25 protein-coding genes and 1 pseudogene are annotated in these 25,863 nt (G+C 62.5%); 12 read left to right on the forward strand and 14 right to left on the reverse strand.

Annotation, left to right across the window (positions count from 1 at the left end; all coding sequences use genetic code 11):
* Nucleotides 1-2 precede the first annotated feature (2 nt).
* Entirely contained in the window at nt 3-1,055 is a 1,053-nt protein-coding gene (locus ACIP02_RS16080; protein WP_400617814.1) for an ornithine cyclodeaminase, read from the reverse strand.
* Nucleotides 1,056-1,241: 186 nt separating this feature from the next.
* Between ACIP02_RS16080 and ACIP02_RS16085 the strand changes: the two genes are divergently transcribed.
* On the forward strand, nt 1,242-1,664 hold the full coding sequence (locus ACIP02_RS16085) for an Lrp/AsnC family transcriptional regulator (RefSeq protein ID WP_400617816.1): 423 nt from the start codon (nt 1,242-1,244) through the stop codon (nt 1,662-1,664).
* Nucleotides 1,665-2,007: 343 nt separating this feature from the next.
* Nucleotides 2,008-3,426 (forward strand): amino acid permease, encoded by a 1,419-nt coding sequence (locus ACIP02_RS16090; protein WP_400617818.1) that lies wholly within the window; start codon nt 2,008-2,010, stop codon nt 3,424-3,426.
* 65 nt (nt 3,427-3,491) lie between these two features.
* Here the strand turns inward: ACIP02_RS16090 and ACIP02_RS16095 are convergent, their stop codons facing one another.
* Nucleotides 3,492-4,427, reverse strand: coding sequence for a LysR substrate-binding domain-containing protein (locus ACIP02_RS16095; protein WP_400617820.1), 936 nt, complete (start codon nt 4,425-4,427; stop codon nt 3,492-3,494).
* 230 nt (nt 4,428-4,657) lie between these two features.
* Here ACIP02_RS16095 and ACIP02_RS16100 point away from each other — a divergent pair, with 230 nt between their 5' ends.
* The gene (locus ACIP02_RS16100) at nt 4,658-4,858 is read left to right on the forward strand and encodes a hypothetical protein (protein WP_400617822.1); all 201 of its coding nucleotides are present in this window, start codon (nt 4,658-4,660) and stop codon (nt 4,856-4,858) included.
* A 27-nt stretch (nt 4,859-4,885) separates the two neighbouring features.
* On the opposite strand, the gene ACIP02_RS16105 is transcribed toward ACIP02_RS16100, so the two are convergent.
* From ACIP02_RS16105 to ACIP02_RS16120, 4 genes are all read right to left on the reverse strand, one after another.
* Entirely contained in the window at nt 4,886-5,485 is a 600-nt protein-coding gene (locus tag ACIP02_RS16105) for an START domain-containing protein (RefSeq protein WP_400617824.1), read from the reverse strand.
* Nucleotides 5,486-5,574: 89 nt separating this feature from the next.
* Nucleotides 5,575-6,411 carry a bifunctional allantoicase/(S)-ureidoglycine aminohydrolase gene (locus tag ACIP02_RS16110; protein ID WP_400617826.1) on the reverse strand — a complete coding sequence of 279 codons (837 nt, stop codon included), beginning with the start codon at nt 6,409-6,411 and terminating at the stop codon, nt 5,575-5,577.
* A gap of 106 nt (nt 6,412-6,517) precedes the next feature.
* Nucleotides 6,518-7,909 carry an LLM class flavin-dependent oxidoreductase gene (locus tag ACIP02_RS16115; protein ID WP_400617828.1) on the reverse strand — a complete coding sequence of 464 codons (1,392 nt, stop codon included), beginning with the start codon at nt 7,907-7,909 and terminating at the stop codon, nt 6,518-6,520.
* 16 nt (nt 7,910-7,925) lie between these two features.
* Nucleotides 7,926-8,906 (reverse strand): aliphatic sulfonate ABC transporter substrate-binding protein, encoded by a 981-nt coding sequence (locus tag ACIP02_RS16120; protein ID WP_400617830.1) that lies wholly within the window; start codon nt 8,904-8,906, stop codon nt 7,926-7,928.
* Nucleotides 8,907-9,104: 198 nt separating this feature from the next.
* Between ACIP02_RS16120 and ACIP02_RS16125 the strand changes: the two genes are divergently transcribed.
* Both ACIP02_RS16125 and ACIP02_RS16130 read left to right on the forward strand, forming a co-directional pair.
* A complete protein-coding gene (locus ACIP02_RS16125) occupies nt 9,105-9,986 on the forward strand; it encodes a hypothetical protein (RefSeq protein WP_400617832.1) in 882 nt (293 codons plus the stop codon).
* Between the two features lie 100 nt (nt 9,987-10,086).
* Nucleotides 10,087-10,770, forward strand: coding sequence for a TetR/AcrR family transcriptional regulator (locus ACIP02_RS16130; protein ID WP_400617834.1), 684 nt, complete (start codon nt 10,087-10,089; stop codon nt 10,768-10,770).
* Between the two features lie 125 nt (nt 10,771-10,895).
* Here the strand turns inward: ACIP02_RS16130 and ACIP02_RS16135 are convergent, their stop codons facing one another.
* Nucleotides 10,896-11,903: a GlxA family transcriptional regulator gene (locus ACIP02_RS16135; protein ID WP_400618128.1), complete on the reverse strand. Its 1,008-nt coding sequence runs from the start codon at nt 11,901-11,903 to the stop codon at nt 10,896-10,898.
* 183 nt (nt 11,904-12,086) lie between these two features.
* Here ACIP02_RS16135 and ACIP02_RS16140 point away from each other — a divergent pair, with 183 nt between their 5' ends.
* Nucleotides 12,087-12,299, forward strand: a complete 213-nt coding sequence (locus ACIP02_RS16140; protein ID WP_400617836.1) for a PLDc N-terminal domain-containing protein — start codon at nt 12,087-12,089, stop codon at nt 12,297-12,299.
* A 44-nt stretch (nt 12,300-12,343) separates the two neighbouring features.
* On the opposite strand, the gene ACIP02_RS16145 is transcribed toward ACIP02_RS16140, so the two are convergent.
* Complete coding sequence (locus ACIP02_RS16145) at nt 12,344-12,670, reverse strand: hypothetical protein (RefSeq protein WP_400617838.1); 327 nt, start codon at nt 12,668-12,670, stop codon at nt 12,344-12,346.
* Between the two features lie 189 nt (nt 12,671-12,859).
* Between ACIP02_RS16145 and ACIP02_RS16150 the strand changes: the two genes are divergently transcribed.
* Nucleotides 12,860-13,273 carry a RidA family protein gene (locus ACIP02_RS16150; RefSeq protein WP_400617840.1) on the forward strand — a complete coding sequence of 138 codons (414 nt, stop codon included), beginning with the start codon at nt 12,860-12,862 and terminating at the stop codon, nt 13,271-13,273.
* A gap of 72 nt (nt 13,274-13,345) precedes the next feature.
* Here ACIP02_RS16150 and ACIP02_RS16155 read toward each other — a convergent pair whose 3' ends face one another.
* Together ACIP02_RS16155 and ACIP02_RS16160 are read right to left on the reverse strand one after the other, a co-directional pair.
* Nucleotides 13,346-14,065, reverse strand: coding sequence for a TorF family putative porin (locus tag ACIP02_RS16155; protein ID WP_400617842.1), 720 nt, complete (start codon nt 14,063-14,065; stop codon nt 13,346-13,348).
* An 81-nt stretch (nt 14,066-14,146) separates the two neighbouring features.
* Nucleotides 14,147-14,398 (reverse strand): hypothetical protein, encoded by a 252-nt coding sequence (locus ACIP02_RS16160; RefSeq protein ID WP_400617844.1) that lies wholly within the window; start codon nt 14,396-14,398, stop codon nt 14,147-14,149.
* A 287-nt stretch (nt 14,399-14,685) separates the two neighbouring features.
* Here ACIP02_RS16160 and ACIP02_RS16165 point away from each other — a divergent pair, with 287 nt between their 5' ends.
* Both ACIP02_RS16165 and ACIP02_RS16170 read left to right on the forward strand, forming a co-directional pair.
* Nucleotides 14,686-16,146, forward strand: coding sequence for a DUF3300 domain-containing protein (locus ACIP02_RS16165; protein ID WP_400617846.1), 1,461 nt, complete (start codon nt 14,686-14,688; stop codon nt 16,144-16,146).
* The gene (locus ACIP02_RS16170; RefSeq protein WP_400617848.1) at nt 16,143-17,048 is read left to right on the forward strand and encodes a DUF2950 domain-containing protein; all 906 of its coding nucleotides are present in this window, start codon (nt 16,143-16,145) and stop codon (nt 17,046-17,048) included. The genes ACIP02_RS16165 and ACIP02_RS16170 overlap by 4 nt, the downstream gene beginning before the upstream one ends.
* A gap of 189 nt (nt 17,049-17,237) precedes the next feature.
* Here ACIP02_RS16170 and ACIP02_RS16175 read toward each other — a convergent pair whose 3' ends face one another.
* The 4 genes from ACIP02_RS16175 to ACIP02_RS16190 form a co-directional block, all read right to left on the reverse strand.
* Entirely contained in the window at nt 17,238-18,194 is a 957-nt protein-coding gene (locus ACIP02_RS16175; RefSeq protein WP_400617850.1) for a helix-turn-helix domain-containing protein, read from the reverse strand.
* Nucleotides 18,195-18,341: 147 nt separating this feature from the next.
* Complete coding sequence (locus ACIP02_RS16180; protein WP_400617852.1) at nt 18,342-20,426, reverse strand: hydantoinase/oxoprolinase family protein; 2,085 nt, start codon at nt 20,424-20,426, stop codon at nt 18,342-18,344.
* A gap of 13 nt (nt 20,427-20,439) precedes the next feature.
* Entirely contained in the window at nt 20,440-22,185 is a 1,746-nt protein-coding gene (locus ACIP02_RS16185; RefSeq protein WP_400617854.1) for a hydantoinase B/oxoprolinase family protein, read from the reverse strand.
* 293 nt (nt 22,186-22,478) lie between these two features.
* Nucleotides 22,479-23,333, reverse strand: coding sequence for a LysR family transcriptional regulator (locus tag ACIP02_RS16190; protein ID WP_400617856.1), 855 nt, complete (start codon nt 23,331-23,333; stop codon nt 22,479-22,481).
* Between the two features lie 92 nt (nt 23,334-23,425).
* On the opposite strand from ACIP02_RS16190, the gene ACIP02_RS16195 reads away from it, so the two are divergent.
* From ACIP02_RS16195 to ACIP02_RS16205, 3 genes and pseudogenes are all read left to right on the forward strand, one after another.
* Entirely contained in the window at nt 23,426-23,866 is a 441-nt protein-coding gene (locus ACIP02_RS16195; protein ID WP_400617858.1) for a multidrug/biocide efflux PACE transporter, read from the forward strand.
* 273 nt (nt 23,867-24,139) lie between these two features.
* Entirely contained in the window at nt 24,140-25,162 is a 1,023-nt protein-coding gene (locus ACIP02_RS16200; protein ID WP_400617860.1) for an RHS repeat-associated core domain-containing protein, read from the forward strand.
* A gap of 142 nt (nt 25,163-25,304) precedes the next feature.
* Nucleotides 25,305-25,705 (forward strand): annotated as a pseudogene (locus tag ACIP02_RS16205) (PACE efflux transporter).
* The last annotated feature ends 158 nt before the right edge of the window (nt 25,706-25,863 follow it).

A 25,863-nucleotide genomic window follows, 5' to 3' on the forward strand; every position in this document is an offset into this window, starting at 1 on the left:
GGTCAGGCAACACGTCGGATGCGGTTTTTGGCAGCGCGGCCGCGGGTGTGGCTGAACAGGTCTTTCGGGTCGTCTTCCACCCAGGGAACCAGGTCGATCTTGCTGCCCAAGCCGCGTTTCTCTGCTTGCTGTAGTACATACCGTAGTACGGTGTAGTCTTCCAGGGCGAAGCCCACCGAGTCGAACACGGTGACCTGGCTGTCGCTCTGACGGCCTTCGCTTTCGCCGCGCAGCACACGCCACAGGTCGACCACCGGGAAGTCCGCCGGCAGTTGCTGGATGTCACCCTCAATGCGGGTTTGCGGCTCGTACTCGACAAATACCCGGGCGTTGCGCAGTACATCGGCATGCAACTCGGTCTTGCCTGGGCAGTCACCGCCCACGGCGTTCAAATGCATGCCGGGTTCGAGCATGTCGGGGGTGATGATGGTGGCGTAGGCCTTGTCGGCGGTTACCGTGGTGATGATGTCCACGCCTTTCACCGCTTCGGCCACCGAGCCGGCCCGGCGGATGGTCAGGCCGCTGTATTCCTTGAGGTTGGCGATCAGCTTGGCGGTGGCCAGCGGGTCGGTGTCGTAGGCGACGATCTCTTCGATACCCAGGTGCTTGTGGAAGGCGAGTGCCTGGAATTCGCTTTGCGCGCCGTTGCCGATCAGCGCCATCTTGCGCGCATTTGGCCGGGCCAGTGCCTGGGCCGCCATCAGCGAGGTGGCGGCAGTGCGCAGGGCAGTGGCAATGGTCAGTTCAGACAGCAGCACCGGGTAACCGGTGTCGACATCGGCCAGCACGCCGAAGGCCATGACCGTGTGCAAGTCGCGGGCGGTGTTGGCCGGGTGGCCGTTGACGTATTTGAAGGCATAGCGGCTGTTGTCGGCGACCGGCATCAGTTCAATCACGCCGACTTCCGAATGGCTGGCCACGCGTGCAGATTTATCAAACTCCTGCCAGCGCGTGAAGTCTTCGCGAATGGCCGCTGCCAGTTCGCCAATGAACGGCGCTACGCCAATGTCATGCACCAAGTCCGACATGGTTGGAACATCAATGAAATACGTCATGCTCTTGCACCTTGTTATTGCGTTGTCGCCCCCGCTACTGCAGGCTGCACGCTCGTGATTGTTGAAGTGGCGTGAACAGTTTGCTTAAAGGTTGCGTCAAGATGAAGAGAGCAGGTTGCCAGTTTCATCAACTTTCTAGACAATCTGCCACCCCAAAATAGCAATCTGATTATTTGGCAGGCATCCATGGATACTATCGATCGGGAACTGATTGCGCTGTTGCGGGACAATGCGCGTACTCCCGTGCTGACCCTGGCGAAGAAGCTCAAGGTGGCCCGCGCCACCGTGCAAAACCGCATTACCCGGTTAGAAGAGCAGGGCGTGATCATCGGCTACACGGTGCGCCTGCGCTCCGATGCACTGGACCAGGGCGTGCGCGCCATCACCAGCATCGGCATCAGCGGCCACCACGCCGCCGAGGTCAAGCACGCGCTACGCGGGCACCCCAACGTGGTGGCCATCCATACCACCAACGGCCGCTGGGACCTCATGGCCGAGCTGCGCGCCGACACCCTCGAGGCCTTCGACCGGGCGTTGAACGCCATTCGCTCGATACCGCACATCGAAAACACCGAGACCAGTATCCTGCTCTCGACCTACAAGATGTGACCGCTGGGTCAAGCCTTCTGTCAGGTGCATTGCGCAAACTGCCACTTGGGCTTTTCACACTGCACAAAATCCGTTTGGCCCTGTGCATTCTGTAGCGTTCCGCTTGAGCCGGGCCGCTGTCAGAATGAAACGGCTTTCGCGGGACTGTATCGGGCGCGCCATTCGGGTGCGTATCAAAAGAATAACCAAGCCCGCTGCGAAGTTGCGCCGGGCACTGTTTTTTCATCTGTGTTAATACCCACGCTTCGACGGTCATGCCTGACTGCAACCTGCACTTCAGTACCAACTTAATGGTGCGGCGCGGGGCGCCGGGGTTTTACCAAAAAAGAATAAGAGGTCAACTATGCAGCAAACGTGCAATGCGCAAAGCGCAGTTCCGGAAGAAGGCCGCGTGCTCAAGCGACGGTTGGAAAACCGGCACATTCAGCTTATTTCGATCAGTGGCGCGATCGGTACCGGGCTGTTCATGGGCTCGGGCAAGATCATTGCGCTGTCCGGCACCTCGATCATTCTGGTCTACGCCATCATCGGCTTTTTCGTGTTCTGCATCATGCGCGCCATGGGTGAGATGCTGCTAGCCAACTTGCAGATGGAGTCGTTCGCCGAGCTGGTCCACAACTACCTGGGGCCACGGGCCGGCTATATTCTCAGTTGGTCATACTGGCTCAGCTGGGTGGTGGCGGCGGTGGGTGACGTAGTGGTGGTGGCAGGGTTCGTGCAGTACTGGTACCCCGATGTGCCCACCTGGCTACCGGCGTTTGCCACCACGTTCCTGCTGCTGGGGCTGAACATGCTGGCGGTGAAGGCGTTTGGTGAAGTGGAGTTCTGGTTTGGCCTGATCAAGATCGTCGCCATCGTGCTGCTGGTGGTGACCGGCCTGGTGATGGTTGCCACTTCGTATACATCACCAGGCGGGGTAACTGCTTCGTTCAGTCATCTGGTAGCGCCTGGGGTGGTGATGCCGCATGGCATCCTCGGCTTCCTGGCCGGGTTCCAGATCGCCATCTTCTCTTTTGTCGGCACCGAACTGATCGGTACCGCTGCGGCTGAAGCCAAAGACCCGGAGAAGACCTTGCCCAAGGCCATCAACACCATTCCGGTGCGCATCCTGTTGTTCTATATCTGTTCGCTGGTGTGCATCATCAGCGTCACTTCCTGGGCCAATGTGCCCGCCAACCGCAGCCCGTTCGTCGAGCTGTTCCTGCTGGGCGGGCTACCGGCTGCCGCGGGCATCATCAACTTCGTGGTACTGACCTCGGCGGCGTCGTCGGCCAACAGTGGCGTGTACTCGGGTTCGCGCATGCTCTATGGCCTGTCGCACCAGCAGCAGGCGCCGGTGGCGTTCGGGCGGCTGTCCGGTTCAGGTACACCGGTGCGGGCGCTGGTGTTCTCGGGGGTGTGCATGGCGATTGCACTGACGCTGCTGTTCGTGATCCCCGAGGTGATGACCGTGTTCACCTTGGTATCGACCATTTCGGCAGTGATGATCATCGTGACCTGGTCGCTGATCCTGCTGTCGTACTTCGCTTACCGACGGCAGAATCCGCTGGCGCATCAACAGTCCAAGTTCAAGCTGCCGGGTGGCAAGGTCACTGCGGCGCTGGCGCAGTTGTTCCTGGTCTTCGTGTTGTGCCTGCTGGCGCTGGAGCCGGACACCCGTACCGCGTTGTACGTGATGCCGTTGTGGTATGCGGGCCTGCTGCTGGCCTATCGGCGCAGGGCCAAGGCCTGTGTCCAGCCACAGATAGTTACCGCTGCCTGAATCGTTTGGCCTGCACTGCCCTATCGCGACACAAGGCCGCTCCCACAATTGATCGCGCTAACCGATCATGTGGCGGGAAAAGTGTCGCGCAACCAGTCCACCAGTCCCAGAATGGTCGGGGTGGTAGTCCGCCCATGGGGCACCACCAGGTAATACGCCTCACGCGGGCGCACCACCAGGTCGGTCAGGCGCACCAGCTCGCCGGAAGCCAGCAGGTGGTCGAGCATGCGCCCCCAACCCAATGCCACCCCATGCCCATGCAATGCGCCCTGAATGGTGTCGGTGTACAGCTGGCACCGCAGGTTGTAACTCAGTTTCGGCGGGTTGCCCCCCAGTTCGCGGAACCAGGTGGGCCAGGTCATCCAGCCTTCGGTGGTGGCGTCGGCATCCAGCAGGTCGGCGCGGTACAGCGCCTCCAGTGACTCCGGCAGCGGGTTGCGGGCCAGCCACGCTGGTGAGCAGACCGGGAAAATCTCTTCATCGAAAAGGTGCAAGGCGATGCCGTCTTCCCAACGACCATTGCCATAACGCACCAGCAAGTCGACGTCGTGGTTGCGCAAGTCGCCGGTGAACATCTGCGTGGCCAGGCGCAGGCGTACCTGGGGCAGGGCGCTGCGCAGGCTGCCCAGGCGCGGCATCACCCGTAACTGGGAAAAGGTGGCGGTGCTGCTGAGCACCAGTTCCTGCTCGCTGTCGCCTTCGCTGAGGCGATCGAACACCGAGGCAATTTTTTGCATGGAGTCGGATAGCACCGCGTACAGCGCCTGGCCCTCGCTGGTCAGGCGCACGCCGCGATGCAGGCGCTGAAACAGCTGGCAAGCGAGGTTTTCTTCAAGCTGTCGGATCTGTTTGCTGACGGCTGCCTGAGTCACGCCCAGTTCCTGGGCCGCCAAGGTGAAACTGTTGTGACGGGCTACCGCTTCGAATTCGAGCAGGGCAGTCATCGACGGGATGATGCGTCGATAGCCTTTGTGCGTGTTGCTGTTTTCTTGTTTTTTCATGCGCTGTCCTGGCAAGGCGCGCAGGTCCGCGCCGCGGGGGCACAGTGGCAGAAAACTGCCCAAGGGGATAGGGCCAGCGCTCGATCAGCCGAGGCTCTGCTGCCTTGATGTTTCCCACAAGGCAGACATGGGTTTCCGACCAGCCCGCGAGCTATTGGCTAAAGCCACTTGGTAGGGCGGGGCATAGGATCTGTCGTGCAAGTCCATTAACTTAGCTTCAGGAAACCGATATGAAAAAGATTGCCTTTATTACGCTGCTGGCCGCCGCAGGTCTGGCTCAGGTCGCTCATGGTGACGGTGCCGTCTTCAATAAACTGCAACACGCTGATCGCGGGATAATCACTGGCATTGGCGTACCTCCCGTCGATTGCGAGGACGGTTACGTCCCGACTCCAATCGGCGACTGCCAGCCGGACTTTGATTTTGGGTGATACCAAGGCGCTCTGATGGATACCCCCTCAGGGCTGACGCTCGGCTACGGCCCTTAAGGTTCTGAGGGTCACCACCGGCGCATCTACCACAAAACGATTGGCAAGCCAGCCCGGCACATCCCCGGCCGGGTCGGCTTGCAACTGATACGTCACCTCGGTTTTACGCTCACCCAGCGGCTTCATCCGCCACTCACCATTCAGGTGCTGCACGCGGATCAGCCCGTCCACCTTGGGGATCCTGTCCGGTGCGGCGCTCAAGTGCCGCAGCAGGGTGCCATCCTCCAGCCGCTCACTGGTCACCTTCAGCACGATGTCCCGCGGCAGGGTCGGCCACGGCAGGTTGGTGGTCAGGTAAACCCAGGTGCTGTCACCGTCTACTTCCAGCAAACGCATCTGTTCGCAGGCATACAGCCACTTGCAGGCCACCCGCAGGTTTTCCTGCAGGTCGGTGAGCGTGCGCACGCTGGCTTTCATGGTGCTGACACCACGGAACTGCTGGTAGGGTGAGCCGGTTGAAGCGCTCAGGTACACGCGGATGCCCTCGCGGTCATAGGCCAGGTTCCAGTCATCGGCGGCCGGGGCAGGAGTGCACAGCAGCAGGGCGGCGAGCAGCAGGCAGCGGTTCATGGCTGGTACCGCGCGGGGGAGGAGTGTTTCAGTATGTGCCGCAAACAGAAAGCCCGCCAGGTTGGCGGGCTTGCGGGTATTGCCAGCGCTTAGCGCTGAGGGTTCAGCGTCAGGTGCACGTGACGGTTCACGTCCTTGTACAGCAGGTAGCTGAAGTTGCCTGGGCCGCCCGCGTAGCAGGCTTGCGGGCAGAAGGCGCGCAGCCACATGAAGTCGCCGGCTTCCACTTCGACCCAGTCCTGGTTCAGGCGATAGACAGCCTTGCCTTCCAGCACGTACAGGCCGTGCTCCATGACGTGGGTTTCGGCGAACGGGATGACGCCGCCTGGCTGGAAGGTGACGATATTCACATGCATGTCGTGGCGCATGTCGGCCATGTCGACGAAGCGGGTGGTTTTCCAGCGGCCTTCGGTGCCCGGCATTTCGATAACGGTGGCGTTGTCGCGGTGGGTAACGAAGGACTCAGGGATGTCCAGGCCTTCAACCTTCTGGTAGTGCTTGCGCAGCCAGTGGAAGGTGACGTTGGACTTGCTATTGTTGCGCAGGCTCCACTCGGCGCCCGGGGCCAGGAAGGCATAGCCGCCCGGTACCAGGGTGTGGTGCTTGCCTTCGACGGTGATGTCCAGCTCGCCTTCGACGATGAACACCACGGCTTCGGCGTTAGGGTCCAGTTCAGGGCGCTCGCTGCCGCCTTCCGGGGCCAGCTCGACGATGTACTGGGAGAAGGTTTCGGCAAAGCCGGTCAGCGGGCGGGCAATGACCCACATGCGCATCTTGTCCCAGAACGGCAGGTGGCTGGTGACGATGTCACGCATCACGCCTTTCGGGATGACGGCATAGGCTTCGGTGAACATGGCACGGTCAGTCAGCAGCTCGGTTTGAGCCGGGTGCCCACCGTGGGGGGCGAAGTACGAAGGGTTCGACATGGACAATCTCGACTTGTTGTTCTCTCCCCATGCCGTGAACCGCACCGGCCGGTGCGGCGCAGGGGATGTGGCGACAGAATAGGGTCGAGTGCGTGCCATCCACAAATTAAATGTTGGAATACCCGGTATTTGCCTGCTGAATGTCGACCAGGCGTCCAGCATGTTGTTCCGGCAGCCGGTCACCTTGGCCGAACAGCTTGTGGCGCAAGCTGCCCTCGGCGTAGCTCGATGGATAGCGGCCACGGCGTTGCAACTCGGGGACCAGCAGCTCGACCACATGGGTCAGGTCGTCCGGTTGCACCGCGTAGGTCAGGTTGAAACCGTCGATGCCGGTCTGGTCCAGCCAGCGTTCCAGCTGGTCGGCGATGGTGCTGGCATCACCCACCAGCACCGGGCCGCGGCCGCCCAGACCAACAAACTCGGCGGCCTCACGCACGGTCCAGCGACGGTTTGGGTCGGCGGCGGTAAAGGCCGCCAGGGCAGCGCGGCCAGCATCGTTTTCGACGTATTCAATGGGCGCATCGGGGTCGAGGCCGGCAAAGTCGATGCCGGTCCAGCCCGACAGCAGTGCCAGTGCGGCATCCAGGTCGACATAGCGGCGGTATTCGGCAAAGCGCGCTTCGGCCTCTGCCTGCGTGGGTGCGACGATCAGCAGCGCCTGGGCATAGATCAGCACTTCGTCACGGCCGCGCCCGGCGGCTTCGCTGGCCTGGCGGATACCGTCGGCGTAGCGGCGCAGCACCGTTGGCGTTGGCCCACTGATGAACACACATTCGGCGTGTCGCGCGGCAAACTGCTGGCCGCGTGCCGAAGCGCCGGCCTGGAACAGCACCGGGGTGCGTTGCGGCGAGGGTTGGCACAGGTGCATGCCGGGCACCTGGAAGTGCTCACCCACATGGTTGATCGGGTGCACCCGCGAAGGCTCGATGTAGCGCCCGCTGTTACGCTCCAGCAGCACGGCATCGTCTTCCCAGCTTTTTTCCCACAGCTTGTACAGCACCTGCAGGTATTCCTCGGCCAGGTCGTAGCGTTGGTCGTGGCCCAGCTGACGCGCCAGGCCCAGGTTGCGCGCCGCGCTGTCGAGGTAACCGGTGACGATGTTCCAGCCGACCCGGCCATTGCTCAGGTGGTCGAGCGTGGACATGCGCCGGGCAAAGGGGTAGGGGTGTTCGTAGGTCAGCGAGAAGGTCACGCCGAAGCCCAGGTGCCGGGTGACCCCGGCCATCGCCGGCACCAGCAGCAGCGGGTCGTTCACCGGCACCTGCACACCGCCACGCAAGGCGGCTTCGGGGCCGCCCTGGTAGACATCGTAGATACCCAGCACATCGGCGATGAACAGGGCGTCGAACAGGCCACGCTCAAGCAGGCGGGCCAGGTCGGTCCAGTAGTCCAGGCGGTTGAACGCCACGCTGGTGTTGCGCGGGTGGCGCCACAGCCCAGGGGACTGGTGGCTGGCGGCGTTCATGCTGAAGGCGTTGAAGCGGATCGGGCGTGGCATGGTCGTCACGCTCCGCTCAAGGCAACACGGAAGCCGGGTAGACCGCGTCGGCCACCTGCAGCTTGTGTGGAATCAGGCCCAGGCCCTGGAAGGTGTCGGCCAGCTTCTGTTGCTCGGCAACGATTTGTGGGGTGATGGCCACGGCGTTGTAGTTGCGCCGCTCGCTGGCCACCTCCAGCACGTTGGCGCTGATCCCCAGCTGCGGGGCCAGCAATGCGGCCACTTCGGCCGGCTGAGCGTTGGCCCACTGGCTGACCTTGCCCAGTTCGGTGAAGAAGGTTTTCAGCAGTGCACGGTGCTGGTCGGCATAGCTGGCAGTGGACAGGTAGAAGGTGCGGTTGTTGGACAGGCCGCTGCCGTCACGCAGGTTCTTCAGCCCTGGCTGGCTTTCCGCGGCGGCAAGGAACGGGTCCCACAAGGTCACGGCCTGGACGCTGCCTGATTGCAGCGCGGCCACGGCATCGGCGGCATTGTTGACGTAGGCGGGGGTAATGTCCTGATAGCTCAGGCCAGCCTGCTCCAAGGCGACGGCCAGCAGGTACTGGGCATTCCAGCCGCGGCCGGTCGCCACGCGCTTGCCTTTGAGGTCCTGCACGTTGGCCAGGTGGTCCTGTTCACGGACTACCAGGCCGATACCACGCGGGTAGGGTTGTTCGGCGGCCAGGTATACCACCGGTTTGCCAGCGGCCTGGGCGAACACCGACGGGGCATCGGCGGCATGCCCCAGGTCGATGGCGCCCGTGCTCAGCGCCTCGAGCAGCTGCGGGCCGGCAGCGAACTCATGCCAGCTGACTTTCACACCTTGTGGCGCCAATGCCTTTTCCAGCGCGCCGCTGCCTTTGAGGATGTTGATGCTGTTGAATTTCTGGTAACCGATACGCAGGGTTTTGCCGTCATCGGCAAGCGCTGCGGACCCGGGCAGCAGGGCACTGGCGAGACTGGCCAGCAGGCCGCCGATCAGTAGGCGACGCAAGGGGGAAAAGGCACTGGCGGGCATGGGTATTGTTCCTTGAACCGGGTAAGAGACGATGCACCCAGCCTAATGAGATGGCGTATGGCTTTCAATTTTTATATTCCTGTTTGTTAGATTGTTTTGTTATTTTTATATCCTTTTGTTTTGTAACGATGCTGTCCGTTTCGACATTTTTTTCACATTCGCTTGTTAGGATCCCCGGCATTCCTCAGGAGCCCCTACATGCCGCACATCCTGCGCCAGCGCCGCACCCGCCTCGCGTTGACTGCCACCACCGGCCTGCTTGCAGCTGCCTTGAGCTTCTTTGCCTGGCAAAGTTTCTACCCGGTCCAGGCAGCCTCCGGTTGGGACGTTGAGGTGCTGCACCGCGACGTGGCCAAGGCCGCTTCGCTGTTGCCCCAAGCCGATGGCAGCCTGCTGGTCAGCCGCGAGCTGGACGATGGCCGAGGCAGCATCCTCAAGATCACTGCCAGCGGCGACCGCGTGGTGGTCATCGACAACCTGTCCAAGCCCGACGGCATGGTCGCGGCGCAAGGTGGCTGGGTGTTCAGCCAGGAAGGCGGTTCGGCCCCGGTCAGCCTGTCCCGCGATGGCCAGGTGACCCGGCTGTTCGACGGTGAAAGCGTGCAAGGCCTGTGGAACGAGGGCGACCACCTGTATGCCATCGAAGACCGCAAGGGCAATGGCCGCCTGATGCGCTATGACTGGAACAGCGGTCAGCTCGAGGTGCTGCGTTCCGGCCTGACCGAAACCGAAGGTCTCACCCGTTGCGAAGGCCGTTTGCTGTACACCGAAAAGGCCAACGGCAAGGTCCGCGCACTGGCTGACGATGGCAGCGACCCGGTGGTCGTCGACGGCCTGCGCAACCCCACTTTCCTGTACTGCGACCAGCGTGGCCTGTGGATCAGCGAGGACAACACACACCGCGCGCGCCTGCTACGCATCGCTGCCGATGGCAGCCAGCACACCGTGCTGACCTTCCTCAAGGCGCCCCAGTCGATCATCGCCGATGGCAAAGGCGGCTACCTGCTGGCCGAAGGCGGGCGCAACCGTGTACTGCACCTGACGCCACCGCCGGAGCCGGTTACCGCCCAGCGTGACTGAGGCCGCACGGCAACATGGCTACCCGACCAACAGCGTGCTTCCCTGCACAGCCGTGCTAACGGATAATCCCCGCATTCCAATAAACAGCCTGTGAGTGGGTATGAGTGATTCCGTAGTCGGCCTTGGCCAGCCTGAAACCGAAGGGGTGCGCAGAACGCGCAAGAACAACCCCGAGAAAACCCGCGAGGACATCCTCCAGGCCGCCATCAACGAGTTCGTCCAGCAAGGGCTGGCCGGCGCCCGCGTCGACGCCATTGCCGAACGTACCGCCACCTCCAAGCGCATGATCTACTACTACTTCGGCAGCAAGGAGCAGCTCTACTGCGAGTGCCTGATCAAGCTGTACGGCGACATCCGCAAGACCGAGCAGAGCCTGGATCTGGAGTCGCTGCCGGCCGAGCAGGCGATTCGCCGGCTGGTGGAGTTCACCTTCGACCACCACGACCGCAACGTCGATTTTGTACGGATCATCTGCACTGAGAACATCCACTATGGCGAGTACGTCAAGCAGTCGCCGGCCATTCGTGAAATGAGCAGCCTGGTGCTTGAGGCCTTGGGCAACACCCTGCGCCGCGGTGTCGAGGAAGGGGTGTTCCGAGCCGGGATCGAGGTTATCGACCTGCACATGCTGATGAGTGCGTTCTGCTTCTATCGGGTATCCAACCGGCACACGTTTGGCGAGATTTTCCAGATCGACCTGTCGGATGACGAGGTCAAGCTGCGGCATAAGGCGATGATCTGTGATGCGGTGTTGCGGTATATCCAGGTTGAGCGTCGCACCTGACCAATCTCTGGCGCTTGGGCCGGCCTCTTCGCGGGTAAACCCGCTCCTACAACAGACGCAGTCCCATGTAGGAGCGGGTTTACCCGCGAAGAGGCCCGCCCAGACAACATCAATGCAAAACCAAACTACTCCCCCAACCGCTGCTCTCGCGACGGCGGGTAACCAAAGTACGCCGCATAGCACTTGCTGAAGTGCGACACCGAAACAAACCCGCAGGCCACCGCCACTTCCATCACTGACAGGTCGGAATACTGCAGCAGCCTGCGGCTTTTGGTGATGCGCAGTTCCATGTAGTAACGCCGTGGCGAAGTACCCAGCTGGGCCTGGAACAACCGGTCTATCTGCCGTCGCGAGCGCCCGCTGTAGGCTGCCAGCTGGTCGAGGCTAAGGGTTTCCTCAAGGTTGTTCTCCATCAGTTCGACAATGGTGCGCAGGTGCAGGCTCATGGACTTCTTCGCCCCGGGGCCTACCTGGCGATAACGCGCGCCGGAGAACGACAGGATTTCTTCCACGCCCTCGGCCAGGCCATCGCCATACAGCCGGCGCACCAGGCCCAGCATCAGCTCCATCGCACCGTTGGGGCTGGCCGCGCTGAGCCGGTCGCGGTCGAGGGTGAAACTGGCCGGGGTAATGCGGGTTTGCGGGCTACGCTCGGACAAGCTGGCGCGTTGCTCGGGGTGGATGCTGCAGCCGTAGTCGTCCAGCACCCCGGCGCGGCCCAGGAACCAGGCACCGTTCCACAGGCCACCCAAGGCCATGCCGTGGGCGCTGCAGTCGCCCAGCAGGCGGTCGAGTTCCGGGTACTTCAGGGGGGTACGCAAACCACCGCAGACCACCAGCAGGTCCAGTTCCTTCAAGGCTTCGGCCGACAGCTCGGTGGCCACCAGCTCCAGCCCCAGGTCACTGAGCACCCGATCGCCATCCAGCGACAACGGGGTGAACTGGAAACTGTCGGCACGCAGCAGGTTGGCCGTGACCAGCACGTCCATGGCCACGGTGAAACTGGCCATCGAGAAATGTTCCAGCAAAACGAAATCGACCCGGTAAGGGGCCTGGGCAGTGGCGCTGCTGGTTTTGAGCCGCAGCATGTTGCTGGTGCTAGTCTTCTTGCTGAACTGGCGTGGCGTGGGCACTCTGGACTCCGCTTCCTGGCTGGCCTGCAGAGTGTGGCCGGTGGCAGTGGGAAAGACAATCTCCCGGGTGGCCGTGTCGTATAGCAGGTCGTGTTCAGGCAACCGGGTGCTGCTTGCCAAATCAATCTGAACCCTCAGCGCCCGCTGCAACCCAAGCCATTACATGCCAATGGGAGAGCGTTCATGGAAATCGGTACGATCTGGATCATCATCGCGGCCTTGGTCATCCTCATGGAAATCTGGGCCATCTGGCACATCATCGGCAGCGAGCGGCGCGCAGAGCGCAAGATGCTGTGGATCGTCTTCGTGGTCTACGCGCCAATTCCCGGCTTGCTGTTTTGGGCATGGCGTGGGCCGCGGGCGGTGAAGGGCAGGGCGGTTCTACAGGAAAAATGACGGTGTACAGCCTCAGGTGCGGGGGCACCTGAGGCTGTCGAAGATCATTTGGGCAGGATGTCGAAGCGTATGGCCGGGCCCAGGCCATCCACCATCAGGCAGCCGTAGAACTTCACGGTAGACAGTACGCGCAGCTCCTTGAGCGCGTCATGAATGTAATCGTGAACCAGCTTTTCAGCCTCCCGCTTGCGGTCTGCAAGGGTGCTGTTGTTGAGCGTGATGCTGCCAAGCAGGGTAGTTTCTATATGCTCGACGGTGTCCAGGCCAAGCTTTTCACGCAGGTGCTGGCGCGTTAGTGCCGCATCCGTTTCATCGCGTTCCGGTTTGTGCGGCTTGACGGTGTAGGCCAGCTGAAATTCAAAGTTGCTCATGGGTTTTTCCTTGTTGCGAACAGGCCTCCATGCCGGGCCTTGCAATCTACTGGTTCACGGCGGCCGCGCAAACAGACGCTTGGTTCAAGCATGACGGGGTCTTGTGGGAAGTGCCCTACATTGCGCTTGACCTCGAGTTAACTTCAGGTCCGATACTGCGCCGCTCTTCCATCAGAACGAGGGCTTGTCGTGACCCAACCAAGCGCATTTCAGCTAAGCAACCCCGAAGGCTTGTACGACCCCAGTGGTAACGCTTATTCCCATGTCGCCGAAGTACGCGCCGGCAGCCGCCTGCTGTACGTTGCCGGCCAAGGCGGCGAGGACAGCAACGGGGCGTTGTCGCCGTTGTTCGCCGAACAGGCCCGCCAGGCGCTGGCCAACCTTGAGCTGGCACTGGCATCGAAAGGCGCCAGCCTGGCCCAGGTGTTCAAGCTGACCCTGCTGATTGTCGACCATAGCGAAATGCGCCTACGCCAGTGGGTAGCGGAAGCCGACAGGGCCTGGGGCCCACACATGAAACCGGCCTGCACGCTGATTCCGGTTCCACGGCTGGCGCTGGACGGCATGCTGGTGGAAATCGACGCCATAGCCGCCGTGCAATAACGCAATTGCAGCCGTTGTGTGCGGTTTAAGCCGCGAACATCGCGGTATCGCCCTGGCGCTGCTACCGCGTCGTTAAAAGAAACTGCGCTGCGCCTTGAGCGTGACGACGCTGTCGCAATAGGTGTTGATGCCCGAGTACGCATCGCAGCCACCGCCACTGAGGCTGGAGTTGCTGTAGATCAGGTTCAGGTCGATGCCCAGCCAAGGCCGCGACAGTTCCAGCGACCAATCTGAAAAGCCACTGACCTGGCTGCCATCGCCAATGGTGAACGGCGTGCCCAGGCGGTGGTGGGCGAGCTTGACGGTGAAGTCGACGTCGAACAGCGGAAGTTGGCCGAAGTCGGCGAACAGCGTACCGGTGCGGTTATCGGGGTTGTCACGCAGCGCCCCGCCGAAGCGGCTGCCGAGCACAGAGATACCACCGTACAGGGCAAAACTGTCGGGGCCTGCGATGTTGGGCTGGCTATAGTGGATCAACCCCACCTCATAGCCCAAGCTGCTGTCGAAATGCTGCTTGTAGCCCAGGTAGCTGTCCAGGCGCAGGGTCGAATTGTGGGTCACGCCCATGCTCGGGGCGTACTGGCCGAGGTACCAGCCGCTGGAGTGACTAAGGTCCAGTCCACCATGGAACGCACCCACTGCAGTGGGTGATATCAGCCCTTGGGCCATGCTGCGCGAGGGTGTGGTGCCAAGTGTGAAGTCGAAATCGCCCAGTTGGCGTTTCATTTGCTGGGCCAGCAACATGGGGCTGAACAGCAGGGCAGCACTCAGCAACAGAAGGGGCCTGATCATGGTCTCCGTCCTGGAAGGCTTGCGGTAGAGCGCTAAAGGATACCTGTGCAGGTGGCGCGAGGGAACCTTGGATCAGCCCGTTCAGCCTTTGGTCGAACGGTCGGTGTCAGCGGCTTCGGTTACCACCGGCAGGTTGCCGGCACGCTGGATCACCCGCCGTTGCAGTTCGTAGTCGTCCAGCGACAGGCCACGGCGCTGCAAGGCTTCCAGCTGCAGCTGGCGGGTTTCGTCGGCGCTGTACGGGCGCAGCTCCGGGTGGCTGGCACAGCCGCTGCTGATGGTGATGGCAAGTACGGCGAGGGTGGCGGACAGCAAGCGGGCCAGGGTATTCATCAGGTAGCTCCAGGGGCCGGGGTCGTAGGCGGCGAGTCGATGGAGCTAGGTTATTAGGCTGCGTCATTCGGTAGAAATTGCCATTCTCGATAGTGACTATCGATGGTTCCTGCAGGGCCATTACCGCTCCCACATGAAATGAGTTGGCCTGCCAGTCTTCTATTCGGTTTCAAGGCGCTAGAACCCTTGCCCCCTTGGAGCGCGAAAAGATTGCGCCCCCGCAGGTGGCCAAACCTACCGCCGTTGCTACCCTTATTCCACGCCGTCTGACCTCATGGGGATAAGCGATGCGCATGCCATTGTTTGCTGTCCTGTCAGCACTCCTGTGCCTGAGCGCTGCGCCTGGCCTGGCGCTGGCCGAAGACGTACCCGCGCCAGATCCGGCGCCACCGGCCGCCAGCAAGGACCCGGTCTTCACCCAGGAACAACTGGACCAGATGACTGCGCCCATCGCCCTGTATCCAGACCCGTTGCTGGCCCAGGTGTTGATGGCATCGACCTATCCGGGGCAGGTGAGCGAAGCCGTGACCTGGTCCAAGGCCAACCCCAAGGCCACCGGTGACGACGCGGTCAAGCTGGTGGCCAAGCAGCCTTGGGACCCAAGTGTGCAGGCACTGGTGGCCTTTCCGCAGGTGCTGGCAACCCTTGGCCAGGACCCGGTCTGGGTACAGCGCCTGGGTGATGCCTTCCTCGCCCAGCCCGACGATGTCATGGGCAGCGTGCAGCGCTTGCGCCACCAGGCCCAGGCCGCCGGAAACCTGCAAAGCAACCAGTACCAGAACGTGACCGTGCAGAACTCCATCGCCCCTGCCACGGCACCTGCACCGGCACCCAGCGGCGGTAGCACTCAGGTGATCACCGCCAGCGCGCCACCCACCACCATTGTCATCGAGCCGGCCAACCCGCAAGTGGTGTACGTGCCCACCTACAATCCGACCACCACTTATGGCACCTGGGCTTACCCGGCCTCGCCGCCGGCCTATTACCCGCCACCGCCGATGTATTACCCCGGTTCCGCGCTGGTAGCCGGCTTGGCCTTCGGCACCGGTGTGGCAATCGTTGCCTCGCTATGGGGGGACTGTGACTGGGGCAACAATGACATCGACATCGACGTCAACCGCTACAACAATATCAACGGTAACAACCGTATCACCAACAACAAATGGCAGCACAACGCCGCAAACCGCGACGGCGTGCCTTATCGTGACGCCCGCAGCCGCCAGCAATATGGCCGCCAGCTGGACGGTGCCTCGCAGCGCACCGCGTTCCGTGGCGATGACGCTCAACGTGCCCAGGCGCGGGACAAGGCGCGGGCGTCGATGGACCGCGCCGGTATCGAGCGGCCGGCGACCAGCAACAATCAGGCACGCCAGCAAATGCGCGAAGCGAGGGCAGACAGCACGGTGGGCAACCGCACGCAGCCCCGTGGCGACAACCCAAGGGTTGCGGACCGCCAACAGCCAGCACGCCACGGCCAGGAGCGGCAGCAGAACAGCCAGTTGAACCAACGTCGGCAAGGCGAAGGCCAGGCGCGCCAGGTGGCGCAGAACCGCCCGGCGAATACCGCAGGCCGGGCTCGCAATAATGCGTTCGATGGCGTGCGCTCGCCGTCGCGTACCAGCGCTCAGGCCTCCCGCGGCCGCACCAGCCAGTCGTTTGCCCAGCGGCCCAATGCATCACGTGCCACCGGTCACCAGATTTCCCGGCCCAGTGCACCGGCACGTCGCGGCGGAGGTGGCCGTCGATGAACCGTTCAACAATAGCGGCATTGCTACTGGCTGCTGGCCTGGCCTGGCCCTCCCTGGCCGCTGCGCAGGAAGCCTTCCCGGCGCCGGACAAGGCAGTGGAAGCATTGGTAGCGGCACTGGGCCAGGACAAACCAGATGAAGCCCGCCTGGCACAGTTACTGGGCGATGACTGGCGTACCTACATACCGCGCGGTGGTGTGCAACGCAGCGATGTGGACGCTTTCCTGCAGGCCTATGCTGCGCAGCACAGCATCGACATGGCAAGCGAGGGCAAGGCCATTCTGGCGGTCGGCAGTGATCACTGGACGTTGCCCATACCGCTGACCAAAAGCAGCCAGGGCTGGCGCTTCGACCTCAAGGCCGGCAGTGCCGAAATCCGTGCCAGGCGCATCGGCCGCAACGAGCTGGGCGTGCTGCAGTCGTTGTTGGCCTATCACGATGCGCAAATGGACTACGCCACCCAGGACCACAACGGCAATGGCGCGCTGGAATATGCACAGAAAATCTTCAGCGAACCCGGCAAGCATGACGGGTTGTACTGGGACGATGACGGCGACGGCGACGGCGACAAAGCGATCAGCCCACTCGGCCCGCTGTTCGGCCAGGAACAGCTCGGCGATGCCTGGTACGGCTACCACTTCCGCATCCTCGACGCCCAAGGCCCCTCCGCCCCTGGCGGTGCCTACAGCTACCTGATCGGCAACCAGATGAGCCGCGGCTTCGCCATGGTCGCCTGGCCGGCCAGGTACGACGACACCGGGGTGATGAGCTTCATGATCAGCCATGACGGCCAGATATTCGAGAAAGACCTCGGCCCGCACGGCGACAGGCTGGCCAAGGAAATGAAACGCTTCGACCCGGATGACAGTTGGAAGGTGGTGGACGTGACGGCGGGAGATTGAATTGCAATCACCTGTGAAGGGCTCCCGCGATCCTTGTAGGAGCGGGTTCACCCGCGAACACGGGCGACGCCCGTGCCATCCAACGCGTCGCCTGCTTCGCGGGTAAACCCGCTCCTACATTGGCTGTGCATGTTTCTGTGGGAGCGGCTTTAGCCGCGAACACCGGCGCAGCCGGTGCCATCCACACCCTCAGTGGATACGCGCCGCCCGCACTTCCCGCGCCGTGCATCCATAGTGCTGACGAAAAGCCCGGGCAAATTGCGCCTGGTCGGCAAAACCCCAGCGGAACGCGAGTTCGCCAATCGCCTGGTGGCAATGCGGGTCGCGCAATTGCCGGTGCACGGCCTCCAGGCGCTGCTGGCGTACCCACTCATTCAGGGTATAGGAGGTGATCGCAAACAACTTGTGCAAGTAGCGCAACGACAGCCCACAGGCGTTGGCAATGGCCTGGGGCGACAGCTCGGGGTCACCCAGGTGTTGCTGCACATACTGCTCGACCCGTGTCAGGTGCAGGGTACTGAGGTTGCTGCCTTCGCTGCCCAGCACCCGTTCGTCCTGCTGCAGGGCCAGCAGCAGGGTGGCTGACGCTTGTTCCAGCAGCAAATGGCGGGCGGCCGCAGGGCTGGCGTCGAAGTGGCGGGCACACAGGTCTAGCTGCTCGACGAAGATTCGCCCCAGGCCCTGGCTGGCATCGAAGCAATGCCGGGTGTAGCGCTTGTGCCCCAGCAGGTTGGCCTTGAGCGCGCGCTCGGGCAATTTGAGCACCCACAAGTCGTTCTGCGCGCCGTAATGGAAGCGGTACGGCGCATCGCCGCGTTCGACAATGAAACCGCCTGGGCTGCAATTGAGCGGGTGGCCGTCCTGCTCGAAGTGCACCTCGCTGCTGCGCGGCACGGTCACCAGGTAGAACGCTTCATGGTCCTGGCCAATGTGCGCCTTGCTGCGCGAATAACCCAGCTGGCTGGAGCGCAGGCGTGACAGGCTAAGCGGGGTGCTGGGCGTGCTCCAGCGTTGCAGGTGGCCATCGAATGGCTGGCCGCTGGCAAATTCCAGGCTGAGCGGGAAATAGGTATCACTGATGGCTTCGGCCCAGCGCGCCTGGCGCTCCGGCTGTGGCCAGCCGTGGGTCGAGAGTTCTGTGGGCATGGGGTGTCCTTTTTCAAAGAGGGCAGCATTGAAAAAAGGAACTGCAGGCAAGCTACTCAAGCAGCTCTTGTTATTGTGCAAACCGCCCGGTAGCACAAACTACCAGGCGGTTGTCAGGCCCATGATCGGCGCACGCCGACCTTTTGATCAAGCCCCGCGTGTCACCCTGTACGTGGCCGAGGGCTCAAGGCATGCCTGCCAGCCGGGCGGCAGGACGATGTTGGTGGTGTCTTCTTCGATCACGCATGGGCCGTGCACGACTTGCCTGGGCAGCAGGCGGTTGCCCTTGAACACAGGCGTGGGCTGCCACGCACCGTCGGCGCTGAACAGCATCGGTCGCACGCTTTGCGGGGTGGGCGCCTGCGGCTCTGCCGGGCCTTGCAGTTCGGGTTGCGGCGGGCGCGGCAGGTGGCCGATTACCGAGCATTCCAGGTTCACCAGCTCGATCGGGCTACCGGGCTCGCTGTACGAGTACAGGGTCTGGTGGCGGCTGTGGAAGCGGCTGATCAGTGCGGCCAGGCCGGCGTCATCCAGGGTGTGCTGCTGCAGTTCCACGCTGCACTCGTGAATTTGCCCCAGGTAGCGCATTTCCAGGGTGTAGTGGCAACTGCTGGCCTGGTCGCCAAAGCCGTCTTCGCGCAGGTTGGCCAAGCCTTGCTGACGCACTTCGGCGAGGGCCTGGTTGAGTTGCGCCAGGTCCACGTGGCCGCTGTCCAACCGCATCGACAGGCTGGTGAGCTGGTCGTAGCGCACGTCGGAGAGAATCTGGCCGAAGGCGCACAAGCCCGAGGCCACCTTGGGGATCAGCACCGTGTGCATGCCGATTTCCTCGGCCAGGCGCACCACGTGCATGCCTGCGGCTCCGCCCGCGCCGATCAGCGCGAAGTCGCGCGGGTCATGGCCGCGCTCGATCGACACCCGGCGGATGCCGTTGACCATGTTCAGGTTGACCAGGGTGGTGATGCCGAAGGCGGCGCGCTCCACGCTGATGCCCAGCGGTTCGGCGATATTGCTGCGAATAGCGTCCAGCGCCGCCTGGCGGTTCAGGCGGATGCTGCCCCCCAGCAGCGCACCGTCGGGCAGGTAGCCCAAGGCCAGGTTGGCGTCGGTCACGGTGGGCTCGCTGCCGCCTTTGCCGTAGCACACCGGCCCTGGCATGGCTCCGGCGCTGCGCGGGCCAACCTGGAGCATGCCGAACTCGTCCAGGTGGGCAATGGAGCCGCCGCCGGCACCGAGGGTTTCCACCTGGATCATCGGCACGCCGATGCGCTGGCGCAGGAAGTCCACGTCCTTGCTGAAATTGGTGCGCCCGGCGTTGGTCAAGGTGATGTCGAACGAGGTGCCGCCCATGTCCACGGTGATCACGTTGTCGATACCGAACGGCCGCGCCACCGCCAACCCGGCCTGCGGTGCCGAGGCCGGGCCGGAGTTGATCGCGTTGACCGCACGCTCGCGCATCAGGTGCCCGGGGGCCAGGCCGCCGTTGGACTGGAAGTAACGCACCGGCTGTTGCGCGCCCAGCTCCTGGAACAGGCTGTCGATGCGCGCTACATAGCGCGCCATCACCGGGCTGAGGTAGGCGTTGACCACCGTGGTGGAGGTGCGGGTGTATTCGCGAATCTGCGGGAACACCTCACAGCCGGTGCAGACGAACACCCCGGGCAGGGCCGCCCGTACCAGTTCGGCGGCACGCTGCTCGTGGCGGGGGTTGCGCACCGACCACAGGAAGGAAATGGCCACGGCTTGCACGCCTTCGGCCCGGAAGTAGTCGATGGCCGCATGGATGGCGCGCTCATCCAGCGGGCTGTGCTCACGGCCATCGCCGAGGATACGCCCAGCGATCGGGCGGCGCAGGTGGCGTGGGGCGAGCATGTGTGCTGGCGGGTAATGGGCGTCGTAGCGGTGGCCTTCTTCCTTGTGGCCCAGGCGGATCTCCAGGCTGTCCTCGTGGCCCTCGGTACACAGCAGGCCCACCTTGACCCCGGTGCGCTCGATCAGCGCATTAAGGGCTACGGTGGTGCCGTTGATGCACAAGTCGCAGTTGGCGATCAGCTCGGCCGGGCTGCGCCCGGTGGCGTCGGCGATCTGTGCCAGGCCGGCGCGAATGGCCAGGGTACCATCCTGTGGGGTGGAAGGCGCCTTGAACAGCTGCACGCCGCCGTCGCGGTCGGCCAGGATAAAGTCGGTGAAGGTGCCGCCGGCATCGATGCCCAGGCGATATTGGTTACGCATGATGGTTCTCCGGTCAGCGCGGGGCGCGGGCAAGGCGGGTGGCGGGTTCATCCAGCTGGCCGTCGGCATCGACGACCACACCGTACTCCAGGGCCGCGCCCTGGGGCGATACCAGGCCGTTGCGCAGGTCTTGCAGCACGGCGGCAATCGGCCGCCGCAGCGGGTCGCCGTAGCCACCGCCACCGGGGTTGATGTTGATGATCCGCTCGCCGGGCTGCAGGGTCAGCATCGGGTTTTGCGTGTAATGGTCTTCGCTGCCGTCGGCGTGGCGGTGGATCAGCCGGCCCAGCTTGGGTTCGAGCAAGGCATTGCGCGCCCCGGCGGCCCCGGCCGTGGGTAACTGGCGACCTTCGCCGAAGCCGACCACGGTCATGGCGTGCGCCAGCGGTTCGATTTCCAGGCGGGTGCCCGAGCCACCGCGAAACTCGCCAGCACCGCCGCTATCGGCCATCAGGCTGTAGCGGTGGATCAGCACGGGGTAGGCGTGCTCCAGCAGTTCGATGTCGCCGCTCATCAGTGCGCCGAAACAGCACAGCGGGCCGCAGGCGTGCCAACCGTCCATCACCTTGTTGGCGCCGGCACCGGAAATGATCGAAGCCAATACCATGGTCACGTATTCGCTGTTACCGTTGCGCGGGTCGTGGCCGGCGATATTGATCCCGCTGGTGTGCCCCCACGAGGCCGTTACCCGCTGTGGCGAGGCCTGCTCCAGTGCCGTGCGCACGGCATCGGCCAGGGTTTCCATCGGTGTGGTGGTGCAGTTGACGTGGGGCGCCGGTTCCTCGGCGTTGCACAACGTGCCTTTGGGCCCGACATCGACCGTGACGCAGCGGTACAGCCCTTCGTTATAGGGCGGCGCCACCTGGGCGAACATCATCAACCCCAGGTACACGCCAGACACCGAATTGCCCTCGTAGGAGTTGATGAAATAGGGCACCTGCGGCGGGCTGTCGATGCACACGTGGGCCTGGTCGCCACGGATCCGCACATGCGCGGTAATGGCCAGCTCGCCCAGGCCATGGCCGGAATCCTCCAGCACGGCGGTGCCGCTGTAGTCACCATCCGGCACATCTCGCAGTAGTGCACGCATGTGGCGGTCGGCCATGTTCTTCAGCTCGGCGATGCAGGCCCGCACCTGCGCCACGCCGTATTTGTCCAGCAGCTCCAGCAAGTGCCGCTCACCGACCTTGCACGCGCCGTACTGGGCGTTGAGGTCGCCCTCCTGATAGGGTCGGGCGCGCATGTTGGTGAGCATGAAGTTGATTACGTCTTCGCGGCGCTTGCCCTTTTCCCACAGCTTGACCGGCGGGATGCGCAGGCCCTCGGCGTAGATCTCCTTGGCATCGGGGTTGTAACCGGCTGGCACCGGGCCGCCTATGTCGGTCAGGTGGCCCTTGCACACGGTCCAGAACACCAGCTCGCCCTGGTAGTACACCGGCTTGTACATGCAGCAGTCGAGAATATGGCTGCCCTTGTAGGCCGGGTCGTTGTGGTAGATCACATCACCTTCGGCGATGTCGTCGCCGAAGAATTCGGCCACGCACTTCATGGCCGGGATCAGCGAGCCCAGGTGGATGGGGATGTCCTGGCCTTGCAGGATCATCTCCGGCAAGTGGTCGAACAGCGAGTTGGAATAGTCGTGGGCCAGGTTGAACACACTGGAGCGCCCGGTTTTTTCCAGGGTCAGGGTCATTTCGCGTTGCGCTGTCTCCAGCGCACCCCGCACCACCGCAAGTGTGATCGGATCTACTGTCTGCATAGGTCACCAAGGTTTGTTCTTGTGCTTTGGCTGCGTGCCGCGACAGGGCGGCGCGTGGTGACAGGCTACGGGGCAGGGCGGGGGCAAGGCTTGTCGCTGGGTGTACTGATTGTTGCGTCTGGGCGCACTGCTGCGCTCGGCTGGAGAGTCCGGGGGCGCGTTGCGCCCCTTTCGCGACACAAGGCCGCTCCTACAGGACCGCGTGATTCAGCAGGCAGCGCGGTCCCTGTAGGAGCGGCCTTGTGTCGCGATGCGCTGCAAAGCAGCCCCCGGATCTGGCAGATGAGATTGGCCTACTGCCCCAACATCTGCCGCACCAACCACTGCCCCGCCGGCCCCAGCGCGCGCCGGCTGGACCAGACCACATCCATATCTACCCGGCGCGGATAACCCGCCACCTGCAGCTCAGCCAACCCACTGCCAAACCGCGCCACCAGCGCCCTGGGCAGTTCGGCCCAGCCAAATCCGCGCACGGCAAACTCCAGCAGGGTGAGGTAATCCGGTGCCGACCAGGCCTGGCCGCGGCCGTGGTGCAGGCTGGGGGCGTAGGTCTTGATATACAGCTGCCGGGAGCTTTCCAGATGCTGCGCCTGCACGTGTTCAAGGCCCGCCAACGGATGCCCGCTGGCCACGTACACAGCAAACTCCGCCTGCTCGGGCAGGCGCGCCACGGCCACATCGGCGGGGTAGCTGGGCTGAGTGGCCAGAATGCCGATATGCACCAGACCCTGCTGGATCAGCTCGATCACATCGGCATCTTCCGACGGGCCGCAGCGCAGCTCGGTATGCGGGTAATGCTCGGCAAAGCGGGCCATGACCGCGCCCTGAAAGGTGACGCTGTAGCTGTCGGACATCACTACCGACACCAGCGCCTCGACATTCTCCGCCAGCCGCACCGCTAGCGCATCGAGCTGGGCGCTGGCGTCGAGTATCGCCTCGACATGGCTCAGCACTTGCCGCCCAGCCTCATTCAGCGTGGGGTGGCGGCCGCCACGGTCGAACAGCGGGCAGCCGATATCGGCTTCGAAATTGGCGATCGCGATGCTGATGGTGGACTGGCTTTTGCGCAGTTTGCGCGCCGCGGCAGAGAACGAACCCAGCGATGCGGCTTCGACAAAGGCAACCAGAGCTTCAGGGGAGTAGCGCATGGTATTGATAAAACCGATGGTAGCTATGTCGCGAGTATCAGTTCTGTCAAAGAAAATAGGAAGCACGACTCCCGCAATGGATGGAATTTGCAATGAAAAACGTGTCTTTCACCGAACGCCTGGTACACGCCGTCGGTTACGAAGTGTTCGCCGTGCTGCTGTGTGCACCGCTGTTGTCCTGGATCATGGGCAAGTCGCTGGCGACGGCCGGCGCGCTGGCGGTGACCCTGTCGGTGATCGCCATGCTGTGGAACATGGTCTACAACGCGCTGATCGACCGGTATGTGCAGACTGAGCGTATCCACTGGAAGGCCCGCGCGCGTTTTGTGCACGGTCTGGGCTTTGAGGCAGGGCTGGTGGTGTGGTGCTTGCCGGTGGCGGCGTGGATGCTGGATATTTCGCTGCTGCAAGCGTTTATGGTGGAACTGGGCTTCTTCGTGATCATTTTGCCCTACACCGTGCTGTACAACTGGGCGTTCGACAAAGCCCGGCACCTGCTGATGCAGCGCCGCAGTGCTGAAATGTCGCGATGACCTCAAGCATTGTGCGGTCCCTGTGGGAGCGGGTTCACCCGCGAAGCAGGCACCGCGGTGGATGGCACGGGCTTCGCCCGTGTTCGCGGGTAAACCCCACAGGACCGCGTGACTCCGCAGGCAGCGTGGTCCCTGTAGGCGCGGCCTTGCCGGGGCGCCGGACCGGTCGGGTGGGCTTCATAGCAGCCCCCATCATTTTTGACAGTTGCTTAACCCGCTGCAGCGCGAAAGGATTAGCTCCCCACAGACTTGAACCAGAGTGCGAGCAGATCCATGACTACCACGCGCTTTTTCATGCAGCAGGATAGATTTCATATAGCCTTGAGCGTTACTTCTACCGTGGTATGCGTTAGGGCGCAGTCAGGCGTACTGGCAGAAACCAGGCTGGAGCAAGCATCAAGTCGTACAGCATTATTGGCCACAGACGGCGGTGATTCGGTGGTAGGCGTCAAGTCTCAGGCGCAGGCTGAGTCGGTTACTTACAATGTTTATGGCTTTCATAATCCTAATGATATTCCTGCGCAGCGGCCAGCATTCAATGGGCATTTGCTGGCGGGCTTTCTGTATCTACTGGGTAATGGCTATCGCGGCTATAATCCTGTTTTGATGCGTTTCCAAAGTCCCGACAGCCTCACCCCCTTTAGCGTAGGTGGTTTGAACTGTTACGTCTACTGTGAGGGGGATTCGGTCAATTTCAGTGATCCCAGTGGGCACATGATGCGTGCGAGGTCACGCAGTCCAAGAGGGAGAAGACTGTCGTCGACGACTGAGGACCAAATAGTATTGGACGTATTGAACTCCCAGCCTGGTTGGGACGCCGCTGGTGGAAGTAAGCGAAGTATGTCGCCAGCGACTGTGGATCGCATAGTGCAGGATGCTTTAAATACTCAGCCGGGCTGGATAGCCTTTGGCGCTCCTACACAAACCGGTCGGCAGAGTGGCCAGGCTTTAAGTCCTGCTGAAGCGCTGCGGTTGCTTGGTGAAGGTGCTGGTCAGGTAACGCCATCTGTGTTGGAAGCGATATTGGTGAGGTCGGGCAATAATAAACACAACCCTATAACAGACTTCGAATATAAGCTACTTCTAATGAAAAATGCCGTCAATGCGCGCACATTTTCAAGATTTGATCTAAATGAGACTCAGAGACTGCGCCTGATTACAATCGTTAGTCATGCTAATGGGCTTGATGTAAGCGCAGCGCTTCGAGAGGCCCGTCCAGACATTCAAATGAAAGAAATTGATGATATTCAGAGGGGCGTGAGGTCTTCGCTAGCAAGTATTAGGAGAAGCAGGTGATAGAAAAACCTAACTCCAGTGTCGCGAGCGCTAACATTTTGTAAGGTTTGCAGCCATCTGTAGAAAGGAATCTGGTGATGGCAAAGCTCTACTTCATTTCGGATGAAGCATGGGATGTGGTCGCGGATCTCTTAAACCCAAAGTGTTTGCCGTGCTGCCGTGCTGCCGTGCTGCCGTGCTTCTGTGTGCGCCACTGTTGTCCTGGATCATGGGCAAGTCGCTAGCGACGGCAGGGGCGCTGGCGGTGACCCTGTCGGTAATCGCCATGCTCTGGAACATGGTCTACAACGCGCTGGTCGATCGGTATGTGCAGACTGAGCGTATCCACTGGAAGGCCCGCGCGCGTTTTGTGCACGGTCTGGGCTTTGAGGCAGGGCTGGTGGTGTGGTGCTTGCCGGTGGCGGCGTGGATGCTGGAAATTTCACTGCTGCAAGCGCTTATGGTGGAACTGGGCTTCTTCGTGATCATTTTGCCCTACACCGTGTTGTACAACTGGGCGTTCGACAAAGCCCGGGCCTGCTAATGCAGCGCCGCCTGGCGTAACCCTCCCGTCCGACGCGGTCCCTTGTAGGAGCGGGTTTACCCGCGAATAGGCCAGACCTGCCAGCCAGTAACTCCTGAGGGTTCACCGGAGTCGGCGCCACCGCATTCGCGAGTAAACCCGCTCCTACAAGGGACCGTGTAGGCCCATGAAAAACGGG

The sequence above is a fragment of the Pseudomonas sp. NPDC089408 genome (assembly GCF_044749445.1).
Lineage (GTDB): Bacteria > Pseudomonadota > Gammaproteobacteria > Pseudomonadales > Pseudomonadaceae > Aquipseudomonas.

Excerpts from the sequence above, each read along its gene's own strand:
- ACIP02_RS16190 (WP_400617856.1), bottom strand. The coding sequence starts at position 23,333 with ATGCGCTACTCCCCTGAAGCTCTGGTTGCCTTTGTCGAAGCCGCATCG.
- ACIP02_RS16130 (WP_400617834.1), top strand. The coding sequence starts at position 10,087 with ATGAGTGATTCCGTAGTCGGCCTTGGCCAGCCTGAAACCGAAGGGGTG.
- ACIP02_RS16160 (WP_400617844.1), bottom strand. The coding sequence starts at position 14,398 with ATGAATACCCTGGCCCGCTTGCTGTCCGCCACCCTCGCCGTACTTGCC.
- ACIP02_RS16140 (WP_400617836.1), top strand. The coding sequence starts at position 12,087 with ATGGAAATCGGTACGATCTGGATCATCATCGCGGCCTTGGTCATCCTC.
- ACIP02_RS16195 (WP_400617858.1), top strand. The coding sequence starts at position 23,426 with ATGAAAAACGTGTCTTTCACCGAACGCCTGGTACACGCCGTCGGTTAC.
- ACIP02_RS16120 (WP_400617830.1), bottom strand. The coding sequence starts at position 8,906 with ATGCCCGCCAGTGCCTTTTCCCCCTTGCGTCGCCTACTGATCGGCGGC.
- ACIP02_RS16175 (WP_400617850.1), bottom strand. The coding sequence starts at position 18,194 with ATGCCCACAGAACTCTCGACCCACGGCTGGCCACAGCCGGAGCGCCAG.
- ACIP02_RS16100 (WP_400617822.1), top strand. The coding sequence starts at position 4,658 with ATGAAAAAGATTGCCTTTATTACGCTGCTGGCCGCCGCAGGTCTGGCT.
- ACIP02_RS16115 (WP_400617828.1), bottom strand. The coding sequence starts at position 7,909 with ATGCCACGCCCGATCCGCTTCAACGCCTTCAGCATGAACGCCGCCAGC.
- ACIP02_RS16090 (WP_400617818.1), top strand. The coding sequence starts at position 2,008 with ATGCAGCAAACGTGCAATGCGCAAAGCGCAGTTCCGGAAGAAGGCCGC.
- ACIP02_RS16110 (WP_400617826.1), bottom strand. The coding sequence starts at position 6,411 with ATGTCGAACCCTTCGTACTTCGCCCCCCACGGTGGGCACCCGGCTCAA.
- ACIP02_RS16155 (WP_400617842.1), bottom strand. The coding sequence starts at position 14,065 with ATGATCAGGCCCCTTCTGTTGCTGAGTGCTGCCCTGCTGTTCAGCCCC.
- ACIP02_RS16170 (WP_400617848.1), top strand. The coding sequence starts at position 16,143 with ATGAACCGTTCAACAATAGCGGCATTGCTACTGGCTGCTGGCCTGGCC.
- ACIP02_RS16095 (WP_400617820.1), bottom strand. The coding sequence starts at position 4,427 with ATGAAAAAACAAGAAAACAGCAACACGCACAAAGGCTATCGACGCATC.
- ACIP02_RS16200 (WP_400617860.1), top strand. The coding sequence starts at position 24,140 with ATGACTACCACGCGCTTTTTCATGCAGCAGGATAGATTTCATATAGCC.
- ACIP02_RS16105 (WP_400617824.1), bottom strand. The coding sequence starts at position 5,485 with ATGAACCGCTGCCTGCTGCTCGCCGCCCTGCTGCTGTGCACTCCTGCC.
- ACIP02_RS16125 (WP_400617832.1), top strand. The coding sequence starts at position 9,105 with ATGCCGCACATCCTGCGCCAGCGCCGCACCCGCCTCGCGTTGACTGCC.
- ACIP02_RS16145 (WP_400617838.1), bottom strand. The coding sequence starts at position 12,670 with ATGAGCAACTTTGAATTTCAGCTGGCCTACACCGTCAAGCCGCACAAA.
- ACIP02_RS16180 (WP_400617852.1), bottom strand. The coding sequence starts at position 20,426 with ATGCGTAACCAATATCGCCTGGGCATCGATGCCGGCGGCACCTTCACC.
- ACIP02_RS16185 (WP_400617854.1), bottom strand. The coding sequence starts at position 22,185 with ATGCAGACAGTAGATCCGATCACACTTGCGGTGGTGCGGGGTGCGCTG.
- ACIP02_RS16080 (WP_400617814.1), bottom strand. The coding sequence starts at position 1,055 with ATGACGTATTTCATTGATGTTCCAACCATGTCGGACTTGGTGCATGAC.
- ACIP02_RS16165 (WP_400617846.1), top strand. The coding sequence starts at position 14,686 with ATGCGCATGCCATTGTTTGCTGTCCTGTCAGCACTCCTGTGCCTGAGC.
- ACIP02_RS16085 (WP_400617816.1), top strand. The coding sequence starts at position 1,242 with ATGGATACTATCGATCGGGAACTGATTGCGCTGTTGCGGGACAATGCG.